The following is a 10,653-nucleotide window of genomic DNA, read 5'->3' as shown; positions in this document are numbered from 1 at the left end:
GCGTCGCCGCTCTTGCGATGCTTCCGGGCTTCAGGCAGCGAAACCCTTGCTAGTGGACTCGTCGACACCAGCCTGGCTGGGTCGCTCGCTCGTGGGACGCGATTGGATGCGTTCAAGGATGTAGGTCTCAACCTCTCGGAAGCGGGGCAGCGAACGCATTTCGAGTCTGGATCCGTCAGCGAGCACAAGCACCATGTCTCCCCAGGCGCCGAACCCTCTGGGCACGCAACGCACCTCGCGGATCTGGCTGTACACCACCTGACTGCGGTCACGCCCCATCCAGCCCCCGCTGACGGAGACTCTGCGGCTGGTGATGTTGAAGCGCAGCCAGAGGGCTCGCACAACAGCTCCGATGGTGAAGGGAAGTCCGATGAGCGTGAAACCAAGGAGAAGGTTGACGATCAGGTCCCCCTTGGCCGGACCTCCTTCGTAGAAGGTGTCTTCCTGAATGGACTTCGTCATGGCTGGAGGCCCGCCTGTTCAAGCAATCTGTCGCATTCTTCCAGCAAGTTGGCCTCTTCTGCGTCAGCACCGGGCCGAAGACTGATCAGCAGCCAGCAGTCACTGTGCTCTGAGCGCGCTTCGAAGCGCGCTCGCAGATGGTCATGCAGCAACCGCCTGAGACGGTTGCGCACCACCGCACGCTTGTGGACCTTGCCGCTGATCACTACTGCAATCCTGCAGCTCTGGTGCTGAGCATGCATCAAGTAACTGATGGCATCGCGACGCAGCAGCTTGGAGTCGGATGATGCCTTCCGCAGCACCATCAAGGTGCCGTGATAACGCTTGCCACGCCTGTGCAAGTGATCGAAACAGCGATGGCCACGCAAACGCATGGAAGCGGGCAGAACCATCGCTGAAAATGTGGTGAGACCGGATCAGACGGCCAGACGGGTGCGGCCCCGCTTGCGACGGGTACGGATCACACGGCGGCCGGTGTGCGAACGCATGCGCACGCGGAATCCGGAGACGCGCTTGCGCTTACGGCTGGTACCACCGAGGGTTCGCTTAGTCATGAATCTGTTCCGGCGTCCGGCTTTTTCTCAAGAGGAGAGTTTATCAGGGAGGGTCAATCGATATCGATCAACCAGCTGCCGAGATAGCCGGCTACGGGAACGTCGCCAGGGGCCTGGGCCAGCGCATTGAACTGATACATGCCCTGGGAGTTGGGATTGAAGATGTTCATCACAACCGCGTAGGTGCCGCCTGTGGGAATCGGGGAATCGGGAAACACTTCGATCGCGGTTTGTTTTTCGTTCACCTCGAACACGGCGGGCAGCACATCCTTGCAACGGCTACGGGAGAGGACCCCGCCGAGCTTCATCCTGCAGAGCGACAGATTCTTGGGCTGGATCCGGGCATTGAAGTAGCTCGGAACCGTGATGCTCAGCTTGAGGATGGCGGTCTTGCGATCCTTCGGTCTGAGCATGAAGAAGTACTCGGCCCGCTCGAGTTGCGCCGTGCTGCTCTGCACGTAGTAGAGCTTCTTGTAACCCTTCGAGCCATCCCAGCGGAATTCCAGCAGCGATGGGGTGTTCTGGGCCCGCACGGCTTGAGGCGCTGTGGTGGTCAGAAGGGCTGCAGTGCCGATGGAGCCGGCAATGAGTGCAGCGGTCAGACCGGCACGGCGGGGGGTGAATCGAAACAGGCTTGGAGTCATGAAGTCAGATTGCTTACGACGATGTCGCCATGGGACGTATGTGAATTGTCCTGAGAATTGAGGGCAGATCGGCCCTTCCATGGTCGGCCCTTCAGCTGTCAGCTGTGACCGGATCTGTCCGGCCGCAGACGCGAGGCTCCGCGGAGATAGGGGTGATGCAGCGGTTGGTCCCCTGGAAGCCAGGCATGGGCCAGCAGCCGGATGCAGCGAGCGAGGTCACCATGGACGGCCATCTGCTGCACATCCAGCAGGGCGACGGCGTCCCAACCGGCACGGTGCCGGGCCGTTGCGGCTGGGAAACAGGCATCAAGATCGGTAGTCACCGAGAACGTCACCGACACGAGTTGATCAGGTTGCAACTGGTTCTGCTCCATCAGGGCATCCACCAACTCCGCCACGGCGTTGGTGATCGATGCGGCTGTGTTGTCAGAGCTGGTGGTGGCTCCACGCAGGCCACGCAGCTGCAGGGGGTGGGTCATGGCCGGTGCATCCAAAGGAGTTGACCACTCAGCTCCAGTTCCGCACGCAGCCGTTGTTGAACGGCGCTCAGCAATGAGGAACCCGGCAGTCCCTGGAGCAGGCTTTTTCGCGGCTTCCCGAGGGTTACGGGTCTGCAGCGTTCCTCATCCAGATCGGCCAGTCGGGCCGCCAGAACCCTGGCCTGTTCCTCATCGCCGAGTTCATCCACCAGGCCAAGCTCCTTGGCTTGGGCACCGCTGAACACCCGACCGTCGGCAAAGGCCCGCACGGCATCGTGCTCGAGTCCGCGTCCTTCAGCGACGGCACCAACAAATTGGTCGTAACTGCTGTCAATCAGGTCCTGCAGCAGCTGCCGCTCCTCAGCATTGAGGGCCCGATCCGGCGAAAGGATGTCCTTGTAGGCCCCGCTTTTCACGGTTTCGAAGCGGATCCCGATCTTGTCGAGGAGCTCGGAGAGATTGTTGCCGCGAAGGATCACGCCGATCGATCCGGTGATGGTGCCGGGATTGGCCACGATCGTTTCGGCTGCGACGCCCACGTACACCCCACCAGAGGCAGAGATGTTGCCGAAACTGGCCACCACCCGGCAACCTTTCTCGCGCAATCTCAGCAGGGCGGCATGGATTTCCTGGCTGTCGCCAACCGTGCCTCCTGGGCTGTCGATGCGCAGCAGCAAGGCTGGAAACTCACGCTCCTGCACCTCGCGGAGAGCCTTGAGAACCCGCCGGCGGGTGGACCCGCTGATGGCTCCTTCGATGGCGATTCTCGCCATGCGACGTCTGGATTTCCGGCGCCACGGCCACACCATGACTCTCCGTTCAACTGGCCGGATCTTAAAAAGGACCCTGTCGGCCCGATTTTATGTCCTCCCTGCAGCGCGGGCTGTTGATGGTTCTCCCCTTCGCTTTGTGGGGTACGGCCATGGCTGCGATGGCTCCCCTGGTTCATTCCGGCGGGCCAGCGCTGGTGGCCTGTCTCAGGCTTCTTCCTGCTGGAGCTGTTCTGCTGGTTGCCGTTCCCTGGCTTGGTCGTTCCCTGCGGATCGACCCCGGCGATCGGGGTTGGTTTGTGCTGTTCACCCTTGTTGACGCCTTCTTTTTCCAGATCTTTCTCGCCAAGGGAATCGAAGGAACGGGTGCAGGACTCGGTTCGGTGTTGATTGATTCCCAGCCGTTGATCGTGGCGCTCCTGGCGCGATGGCTGTTCGCGGAATCGATCAATCCATTCGGTTGGCTCGGCTTGGCCCTTGGTTTGGCAGGAATCGTTTGCCTCGGTGTTCCCGCTCCCCTGCTGAACCACTGGTGGCTGGAGGCCGATCTGTCCTCATGGGAGTCCGGATGGCAGTCCGGGACCGGATGGATGCTGTTAGCGGCCCTCACCATGGCCCTGGGAACGGTGATCAGTCGCTTTGCCTGCCGCCGCAGTGATCCGGTGGCGGTAACTGGGTGGCACATGGTTTTCGGGGGCATTCCTCTGCTGATCTGGCATGGGCTCGACCCGGCGACATCCATGCTTCCGCCCTGGAGTGGCCTGGACTGGGCGCAGATGGCCTACGCCTCCATCCTTGGCAGTGCCTTGGCCTATGGCCTGTTCTTCTGGTTCGCCAATCGTGAGGACCTCACTGGGTTCACCACCCTGGGCTTCCTCACCCCTGTGTTTGCCCTCGCTTCAGGGGGTGTGCTCCTCGGGGAACGCCTTGCGGGCTTGCAATGGCTCGCCGTTTTGCTCGTTTTGGCCTCGGTCCTGCTGGTCAGTCAGCGGCAGAAGCTCTGGGATCCATTGCTGCGAGCCGCTTCACCCCAGCCCGGAGACATGAAGGCATGACGGAGCGCCCCCTGAATCTGGTGTTGGTCAGCACGCCGATCGGTCAGCTTGGCAGTGGGCGGGGCGGGGGCGTCGAGCTCACCCTTGGATCGGTGATGCGCGGCCTTGTGGGCCGCGGCCACCAGCTCTCGCTCGTGGCACCGGAGGGATCGAGGTCGCCGGTGATGGCTGACACGGTGCAGCTCCATCCGTGCCCGGGAGTGGATCAGCCGAGCTGGCAGCACGCCCACCGTGGAGCTCCGATGCAGATTCCCGAAGACGGGGTGCTCCCCCGCCTCTGGGAGCGTGCCCTGGACCTGGGCCGTCAGGCCGATGCCGTGCTCAATTTCGGTTACGACTGGCTTCCTCTGTGGCTGACGCCCCACACCCCAGCGGCCCTGTTTCATCTGGTGAGCATGGGGTCGGTCTCGCAGGTGATGGATCGTGCCGTGGCTGCGGTGGCTCGCTGGGATCAGCGCAGACTGGCCTTTCACACCCGCCGTCAGGCCCAGGATTTCGACCTGGTGGCTCCGCCTGAGGTGGTGGGCAACGGCTTCGATCTGTCTCGCTACGAGCTACAGCTCAGACCATCGGGTCCCTTGGGATGGGCCGGTCGGGTCGCACCGGAAAAGGGACTGGAGGATGCGGCGGCCGCGGCTGCGGCCCTTGGGGAAACGCTGCGGGTTTGGGGCTTTGTGGAAGACCAGGCCTATGCCCAGCGGGTGGAGGCGGATGTGCCGCAGGGCACGATCGAGTGGTGCGGCTTCAAGCCCACGGCCGAGCTCCAGAGGGAGCTTGGGGCATGTCGGGCGCTCCTGAACACGCCCAAATGGAATGAGGCTTACGGGAATGTGGTGGTGGAGGCTCTGGCCTGTGGCGTGCCAGTGGTGGCTTACGACCGCGGAGGTCCTGGGGAGATCGTTCAAAACGGAGTCACGGGCTGGCTCGTTCCCCCCGATGACCGCGACGCCCTGACCCGAGCCACGCAGCGTGTAGGTGCCATCGATCGGCGGGCCTGCCGTGGCTGGGCGGAACAGTGGGCGAGTCAGGACGGTCTGGCCTTGCGCGTCGAGACCTGGATCCGCAGGGGGTTGTCTCGGATGGATGGCACGATCGTCTGATGACAGGGGATCGGCTTCACACGACTGAGCTCACGCCGCTGGTGCGGCGCAGCGGGCTCTGGTGCATTTTCGTTCTGGCTGTGGTGATCTTCACCTGGCAGCTGGGAAGTACTGGATTGGTGGATGAAACGCCACCTCTCTTCGCTGCCTCAGGCAGGGCGATGGCGGAAACCGGCGACTGGTTGACCCCCCGGGTGAATGGCCTGCCGCGCTTCGACAAGCCGCCTTTGGTGTATTGGCTGATGGGGCTGAGCTACAGCCTGCCGGGGTCGGCGGCATGGGACCCCCTTGGCACCTGGGCTGCGCGCCTGCCTTCGGCCCTGGCGTCGATGGCCTCGATGCTGATGGTGGGTGACACGCTGCTTCGCTATCCGCTGGCAGGCGATGCCAACCCACGGCGGACGGCGGTGGCTGGAGCGCTGGCCTTCGCCCTCTCCCCTCTGGTGCTGATCTGGAGCCGTACCGCAGTGAGCGACGCCTTGCTCAGCGGCACCCTGAGTCTCAGCCTGCTCTGCCATTGGCGCTGCTACGCGAGTGGATCCACGCGGCGCTGGTGGCTGGCCTGGGTGCTGCTGGCCCTTGCGGTGCTCACCAAGGGGCCCGTGGCGGTGGTGCTCACCGGAATCACCCTGAGCCTCTATGCCCTGATTCGCAGGGATCTCTCCGGTCTGTGCCGGCTCCTTCGCCCCATCCCTGGCTTGCTGATCACAGCCGCGCTCAGCCTGCCCTGGTACGTGGCCGAGCTGGTGGTGGAGGGCCAGCCGTTCTGGGACAGCTTCTTTGGCTATCACAACCTCCAACGCCTCACGAGCGTGGTGAATGATCACCTCCAGCCCTGGTGGTTCTTTGGTCCGGTGCTTGTGGTGGCGTCTCTCCCGTTCACGCCGCTGCTCCTGCTTGGCCTTGCACGCTGCCTGGCCGCGTTTCGGGGCGAGGGATCGCGTCTGCAGCTCCCAGCTCGCCAGAGCCTCCGCGATTTCGCTGGTTGCTGGGTGTTGTCGTTGCTGATTCTGTTCACCCTGGCGGCAACCAAACTTCCCAGTTACTGGTTGCCGGCCACCCCAGCCGCTGCCCTGTTGATCGCCCTGACGGCCCAGGCCCCCTCGCTCAAGCGACGTCCACTGCTGGTGTGGATGTGGAGCCTCACCTTGCTGCTCACCGCAGTGCTTGCGGCTGGTCTCTGGGTGTCGCCCCTCTGGATTCCCCTGATCCAGGACCCGGAGATGCCCACCCTTCCCACTGAGCTTCTGGCCAGTGGTCTGGTGTTCAGGGCCGCTGTCTGTTTCACGGTGGCGGCCTTGCTTGGCCTGTTCAGCCTGTTGCGGACCATCGATGGTCGCCTGCTTGCGGTGCAGGGGCCCCTGGTGGTGTTTCAGCTCGTTGCGCTTCTGCCGATGATCGAACTCGGTGACCGGGTACGGCAGCTTCCCGTCCGGGAGGTGGCTGAAACGGTGGTGAGTCAACGGCGATCCGGGGAGCCCGTGGCGATGATCGGCGTTCTCAAACCCTCACTGCATTTCTATACCCGACAGGTGGTGCTGTACGAGGGCAAGTCGAAGTCGGCGCTGGTCAATTTGGTGGATCGACTCAGCCGCGAGGAGCGCCAGGGATTTCAAGGCATCCCCCTTAGCGATGCCGACAGCTCGGACACGGTGCTGGTGGTGATTGATGGACGCACCGCCGCGCGTGAGCACTGGCAGGATTTGGCTCCTGAGATCTTGGGCCGATCGGGCATCTATTCGCTCTGGCGTGTAGATCGCAGCCGTCTGGAGCAGCGGGCTGCAGCTCTTCAGCGGCGTGGTGTTGCCCTGACCTGGCGGGATCCAAGGCCAGAGCGTTACTGATCGGCGCCGCTGGCAGCCTCCGAGCCCAAGTCGGCGCTTCTGCAGAAGCTGCAATGGCCCCAGTAGGCCATCTCTCCCGTCGGCGCCGGTGATCCGCAGCGCGGGCAGGTCGCCATTCCATGAACATCCATGCGGCTGGGATGGCGGTTCCATTCGTCCAGAGGGTCCCCTGGATCAGATCGGCGGGCCGTGTGGTGTTGCAGGATGCGAAGGTCGCGCACGGGGTGACCGGCAGCACGGATCGCGGCGAGAAGTTGAAGCTTGCTGTACAGCAGAGCCTGGCGCCACTGGGGATGGCTGGCACCCACGCTGAGCACCCCCTGTCTCAGGGATAGAGGCCGGCAATGTTCAGCCAGGGACGGTCCTGCCAGCTTCGGCCAGTCCTGCCATAGCGCTGCCATCGAACCGTCCTGACGCCATTGCTGGTTCAGCCGGTCCAGACATCCGCGGATTGACTGTGCCGGCTCAGGAGGCGCCGGCATCAAGAGCTCACCCTTGCCGAAGCGGCGTCGCTGTGATTTCGGAGCCCTTCCCATGGTTGATCAGGGATCGATCCCCTGACGATAGGGAGGACTGGCGAACTCTCTCGCTAGCCTCTGGTGGCTGCTTGCCCTGATCCATGGGTTTCTTTGATCGGCTGAGTCGTCTGGTTCGCGCGAACGCCAATGCTGCGGTAGGCAGCATGGAAGACCCCGTCAAGATCCTCGATCAGTCGGTGGCTGATATGCAGTCTGATCTGGTGAAGCTGCGCCAGGCGGTTGCCATGGCCATTGCCAGCCAGAAGCGTCTGCGCAATCAGGCCGATCAAGCCGAGACCCAGTCACGCACTTGGTATGAGCGGGCTGAACTGGCTTTGAAGAAAAACGAGGAGGATCTGGCCAGGGAAGCCCTGACCCGCCGCAAGACCTTCCAGGACACCGCCACATCCCTCAGCACCCAGGTGCAGGCGCAGGAAGCTCAGGTGGAGACCCTCAAGAAGAGCCTTGTCGCTCTCGAGGGAAAGATCGCTGAGGCGCGTACGAAGAAGGACATGCTCAAGGCACGGGCCCAGGCCGCCCAGGCGCAGCAGCAGCTGCAGAGCGCTGTGAACGGCATAGGGACCAACTCCGCCATGGCCGCTTTTGAGCGGATGGAGGACAAGGTTCAGTCCATGGAAGCGACAAGTCAGGCGGCGGCCGAGCTGGCCGGAGCAGACCTTGAAAGCCAGTTCGCTGCCCTGGAAGGTGGCAGCGATGTGGATGATGAACTGGCCTCCCTGCGGCAACAGCTTCAGGGTGGGCCTGAGGCCGTGGCCCTTCCGCAGGCTGATGACAAGGTGCAGCCCGTGAAGGTCGCCGAAGTGGATCAAGATCTCGAGGAACTTCGGCGTTCCATCGACAAGCTCTGAACTCCCTCCAGAGCCCCTCTTATCCATAGGATCAGATTTCCTTCGTCGTCTTGCTGTGTCTGCTGCTGTTTCCGACTTCACCGATGCCGGTTTTGATCAGGACGTCCTGAAGGCATCCGGAACAGTTCTGGTGGATTTCTGGGCGCCTTGGTGCGGTCCCTGCCGGCTGATGGTTCCTCTGATGGACTGGGCGGCCGAAACCTATGCAGAGCGTCTGCAGGTGGGAAAGCTTGAAGTGGATGGCAATCCCGCAACCCGCGATGCTTACCAGGTGCAGGGAATTCCAACGTTGATTCTCTTCCGCGATGGAGCGGAGATCGGCCGTCACGAGGGGGCCATTGCCCGTCCTCAGTTGCAGGCTTTCCTGGATGCTCACCTCTGAACGCCTGGCCCGGCTGGGCAGTGGTGTTTTCGATCGGAATGATCGCCGCAAAGCCCAGTACTGCCTTGGGAGTCGTCATCCCCAGCAGCCGCTGATTGATCTTTCGCTCGGCTCAACCGATCTGGCCCCACCTGCAGAGGTGATCGCGGCCATGGCTGGTGCGCTTCAAGATCCCATCAGTTCGGCGTACTGCCTGCATGCCGGAACCGAAGCGTTCCGACAAGCAGCGGCCGCTTGGTGTGAGCGTCGCTTCGGTGTGGCGGTTGATGCTGAAACCGAAGTGCTGTTGTTGGTGGGGTCCCAAGAGGGGACCGCCCATCTGCCGATGGCCGTTTTGGATCCAGGCGAGAGCGCCTTGATCCTTGATCCCTCCTATCCCTCCCATCGCGGCGGTCTCGAACTGGCGGATGCCTCCATCCATACGCTGCCGCTTCACGCCGAGCGGGGATGGGCTCCCGACTATTCCAGTCTCACGACTGAGCAGTGGAGGCAATTGCGCCTGATGGTTCTTGGGTTTCCCCACAATCCCACCGCTTGTACAGGGGATCAGGTTTGGCTCGATGAAGCGATGGCGCACTGCCATCGCCATGATCTCGTTCTGGCGCATGACAACCCTTACGTTGATCTGGCTCTGGACGGAGAGGCGCCGGCTCTCCTGCGCTGTCCCCAGTGGAAAGAGCGGGGCATTGAGTTCTTTTCCCTGTCCAAGGGCTGGTGCCTGGGGGGATTCCGTCTGGCCTTTGCCGTGGGGGCTGCACCCCTGATCAGCGCCCTCCGGCAACTCAAGGGCGTGGTGGATTTCAATCAGTGCCGTGCCCTGCAACAGGGAGCGGTGCTTGCGCTGGATCGCTTCGCCGATTGGCCAGGATCCCTGCGCCCTGTCTATCGGGATCGCAGGGATCGCATGCTGCGTTCCCTGGAGCGAATCGGCTGGTCGGTGCCCCAGCCCTCCATGGCCTTGTATCTATGGATGCCCCTGCCGTCCTGGGCCCGCTCTCGAGGCTGGAGCGATGAACACCTGGCCGCTGAAGTGCTCGAGCATTGCGGTGTGGCGCTCACTCCCGGTTCTGGATTTGGAGCAGCCGGAGCAGGATGGTTGCGACTGGCCTTGGTGCGCCCTTCGGCCGACCTCGAGTCTGCTGTGGACCGGCTTGCGCCCTGGTGGGCACTCCAGAGCTGATGCGCCCGGTCGCCAGGGGAGGCGCTCGCATCCTCAGGGATCTGCGCCATTGCGGCGGCACGCACTGGAGACTGCGGCAATTGCAGGTTTGCACCAGTACAGAACTCGAGCTGGTGCGTTGGCTGAAGACCCAAGCCTGGAGCGGTGATCAACCGCGTGCTGTGGTCTCCTCCCATCAGACCAGGAGCCATGGTCAGCACGGTCGTGTGTGGCTGGCACCGCGGGGCGGTGTCTGGCTCAGTGCGGCCCTGCCTTGGCCGCATCCGATCAGGGCCACTGGGTTATTCGGACTGGTTGTGGCCCTGGCGCTGACGGAACAGCTCGAATCCCAAGGTGTGCCGGTGCGCATTAAATGGCCGAACGACCTGTTGGTGCACTCCAGGAAAGTGGCGGGGATCTTGCCCACGTTGGTGTTTCGCGGGAGCCGGGTCCGGCAAGCCCGCGTTGGGATCGGACTCAATGTGTGCAATGCCGTTCCCTCCGGGGGCGTCGCGCTGAAGCAGCTCCTGCCACGAGGTCGCTGCCGGCTGCGGTGCTGGCAAGGCGCCGTCCTTCAGGCTCTGGATCGGTCGATGGATCTGGCCCGTGATCCCGCTGTTGTGGTGCGTGAAGTGGAGCGTCGGCTATGGAGTGGCAGGGTGCGCGATCCCAGTAGCGGGGAGGATTGGCAGGTTCGAGGGCTCGGGCTGGATGGACGCTTGCTGCTGGCTCAGGGCACCCAGACCTGCAGCTGGACCCGATGGGGTGACAGCAACGGCAGGAGTGTCTAGGTTCTCGCACGATGAGATCGCTTGGA

General features: G+C 63.1%; 14 protein-coding genes. 7 read left to right on the top strand and 7 right to left on the bottom strand.

The window, feature by feature from the left end; genetic code table 11:
• Positions 1-30: 30 nt before the first annotated feature.
• From SynMEDNS5_RS09700 to sppA, 6 genes are all read right to left on the bottom strand, one after another.
• A complete protein-coding gene (locus SynMEDNS5_RS09700) occupies positions 31-462 on the bottom strand; it encodes a PH domain-containing protein (protein ID WP_186583200.1) in 432 nt (143 codons plus the stop codon).
• On the bottom strand, positions 459-854 hold the full coding sequence (locus tag SynMEDNS5_RS09695; RefSeq protein WP_186583199.1) for a ribonuclease P protein component: 396 nt from the start codon (positions 852-854) through the stop codon (positions 459-461). Before SynMEDNS5_RS09695 ends, SynMEDNS5_RS09700 begins: the two co-directional genes overlap by 4 nt.
• A 24-nt stretch (positions 855-878) precedes the next feature.
• Positions 879-1,016 carry a 50S ribosomal protein L34 gene (gene rpmH / locus SynMEDNS5_RS09690; protein WP_011360548.1) on the bottom strand — a complete coding sequence of 46 codons (138 nt, stop codon included), beginning with the start codon at positions 1,014-1,016 and terminating at the stop codon, positions 879-881.
• 53 nt (positions 1,017-1,069) lie between these two features.
• Positions 1,070-1,660 (bottom strand): DUF2808 domain-containing protein, encoded by a 591-nt coding sequence (locus tag SynMEDNS5_RS09685; RefSeq protein WP_186583198.1) that lies wholly within the window; start codon positions 1,658-1,660, stop codon positions 1,070-1,072.
• 98 nt (positions 1,661-1,758) lie between these two features.
• Positions 1,759-2,139: a chorismate mutase gene (aroH, locus tag SynMEDNS5_RS09680; RefSeq protein WP_186583197.1), complete on the bottom strand. Its 381-nt coding sequence runs from the start codon at positions 2,137-2,139 to the stop codon at positions 1,759-1,761.
• On the bottom strand, positions 2,136-2,948 hold the full coding sequence (sppA, locus tag SynMEDNS5_RS09675) for a signal peptide peptidase SppA (protein ID WP_186583196.1): 813 nt from the start codon (positions 2,946-2,948) through the stop codon (positions 2,136-2,138). Before sppA ends, aroH begins: the two co-directional genes overlap by 4 nt.
• Before the next feature lie 53 nt (positions 2,949-3,001).
• Between sppA and SynMEDNS5_RS09670 the strand changes: the two genes are divergently transcribed.
• The 3 genes from SynMEDNS5_RS09670 to SynMEDNS5_RS09660 are packed head-to-tail and all read left to right on the top strand — an operon-like array spanning position 3,002 to position 6,908.
• Positions 3,002-3,964 carry a DMT family transporter gene (locus SynMEDNS5_RS09670; protein ID WP_186583195.1) on the top strand — a complete coding sequence of 321 codons (963 nt, stop codon included), beginning with the start codon at positions 3,002-3,004 and terminating at the stop codon, positions 3,962-3,964.
• A complete protein-coding gene (locus tag SynMEDNS5_RS09665) occupies positions 3,961-5,064 on the top strand; it encodes a glycosyltransferase (RefSeq protein ID WP_186583194.1) in 1,104 nt (367 codons plus the stop codon). Before SynMEDNS5_RS09670 ends, SynMEDNS5_RS09665 begins: the two co-directional genes overlap by 4 nt.
• Positions 5,064-6,908 (top strand): glycosyltransferase family 39 protein, encoded by a 1,845-nt coding sequence (locus SynMEDNS5_RS09660; protein WP_186583193.1) that lies wholly within the window; start codon positions 5,064-5,066, stop codon positions 6,906-6,908. The genes SynMEDNS5_RS09665 and SynMEDNS5_RS09660 overlap by 1 nt, the downstream gene beginning before the upstream one ends.
• Here SynMEDNS5_RS09660 and SynMEDNS5_RS09655 read toward each other — a convergent pair.
• Positions 6,902-7,444: a DUF721 domain-containing protein gene (locus SynMEDNS5_RS09655; protein ID WP_186583192.1), complete on the bottom strand. Its 543-nt coding sequence runs from the start codon at positions 7,442-7,444 to the stop codon at positions 6,902-6,904. The two genes, SynMEDNS5_RS09660 and SynMEDNS5_RS09655, sit on opposite strands and share 7 nt — an antisense overlap.
• Before the next feature lie 83 nt (positions 7,445-7,527).
• Here SynMEDNS5_RS09655 and SynMEDNS5_RS09650 point away from each other — a divergent pair, with 83 nt between their 5' ends.
• Genes SynMEDNS5_RS09650 through SynMEDNS5_RS09635 form a run of 4 tightly spaced genes read left to right on the top strand, consistent with a single transcriptional unit; the run spans position 7,528 to position 10,627 of the window.
• A complete protein-coding gene (locus tag SynMEDNS5_RS09650) occupies positions 7,528-8,295 on the top strand; it encodes a PspA/IM30 family protein (RefSeq protein ID WP_186583191.1) in 768 nt (255 codons plus the stop codon).
• 55 nt (positions 8,296-8,350) lie between these two features.
• Positions 8,351-8,677: a thioredoxin gene (gene trxA, locus SynMEDNS5_RS09645; protein ID WP_186583190.1), complete on the top strand. Its 327-nt coding sequence runs from the start codon at positions 8,351-8,353 to the stop codon at positions 8,675-8,677.
• Positions 8,664-9,857, top strand: coding sequence for an aminotransferase class I/II-fold pyridoxal phosphate-dependent enzyme (locus SynMEDNS5_RS09640; protein ID WP_186583189.1), 1,194 nt, complete (start codon positions 8,664-8,666; stop codon positions 9,855-9,857). Before trxA ends, SynMEDNS5_RS09640 begins: the two co-directional genes overlap by 14 nt.
• Positions 9,857-10,627: a biotin--[acetyl-CoA-carboxylase] ligase gene (locus tag SynMEDNS5_RS09635; protein WP_186583188.1), complete on the top strand. Its 771-nt coding sequence runs from the start codon at positions 9,857-9,859 to the stop codon at positions 10,625-10,627. The genes SynMEDNS5_RS09640 and SynMEDNS5_RS09635 overlap by 1 nt, the downstream gene beginning before the upstream one ends.
• Positions 10,628-10,653: the final 26 nt, after the last annotated feature.

This window comes from Synechococcus sp. MEDNS5, assembly GCF_014279875.1.
Classification (GTDB): domain Bacteria; phylum Cyanobacteriota; class Cyanobacteriia; order PCC-6307; family Cyanobiaceae; genus Synechococcus_C.
Note: the sequence above shows the minus strand (reverse complement) of the source record. Positions and strands in the feature narration are given on the sequence as shown.

Bases quoted from the DNA above. Each gene is read 5' to 3' on its own strand.
- SynMEDNS5_RS09650 (WP_186583191.1), top strand. From the start codon at position 7,528: ATGGGTTTCTTTGATCGGCTGAGTCGTCTGGTTCGCGCGAACGCCAAT.
- SynMEDNS5_RS09685 (WP_186583198.1), bottom strand. From the start codon at position 1,660: ATGACTCCAAGCCTGTTTCGATTCACCCCCCGCCGTGCCGGTCTGACC.
- SynMEDNS5_RS09700 (WP_186583200.1), bottom strand. From the start codon at position 462: ATGACGAAGTCCATTCAGGAAGACACCTTCTACGAAGGAGGTCCGGCC.
- aroH (WP_186583197.1), bottom strand. From the start codon at position 2,139: ATGACCCACCCCCTGCAGCTGCGTGGCCTGCGTGGAGCCACCACCAGC.
- SynMEDNS5_RS09660 (WP_186583193.1), top strand. From the start codon at position 5,064: ATGACAGGGGATCGGCTTCACACGACTGAGCTCACGCCGCTGGTGCGG.
- rpmH (WP_011360548.1), bottom strand. From the start codon at position 1,016: ATGACTAAGCGAACCCTCGGTGGTACCAGCCGTAAGCGCAAGCGCGTC.
- sppA (WP_186583196.1), bottom strand. From the start codon at position 2,948: ATGGTGTGGCCGTGGCGCCGGAAATCCAGACGTCGCATGGCGAGAATC.
- SynMEDNS5_RS09665 (WP_186583194.1), top strand. From the start codon at position 3,961: ATGACGGAGCGCCCCCTGAATCTGGTGTTGGTCAGCACGCCGATCGGT.
- SynMEDNS5_RS09635 (WP_186583188.1), top strand. From the start codon at position 9,857: ATGCGCCCGGTCGCCAGGGGAGGCGCTCGCATCCTCAGGGATCTGCGC.
- SynMEDNS5_RS09655 (WP_186583192.1), bottom strand. From the start codon at position 7,444: ATGGGAAGGGCTCCGAAATCACAGCGACGCCGCTTCGGCAAGGGTGAG.
- SynMEDNS5_RS09695 (WP_186583199.1), bottom strand. From the start codon at position 854: ATGGTTCTGCCCGCTTCCATGCGTTTGCGTGGCCATCGCTGTTTCGAT.
- SynMEDNS5_RS09670 (WP_186583195.1), top strand. From the start codon at position 3,002: ATGTCCTCCCTGCAGCGCGGGCTGTTGATGGTTCTCCCCTTCGCTTTG.
- SynMEDNS5_RS09640 (WP_186583189.1), top strand. From the start codon at position 8,664: ATGCTCACCTCTGAACGCCTGGCCCGGCTGGGCAGTGGTGTTTTCGAT.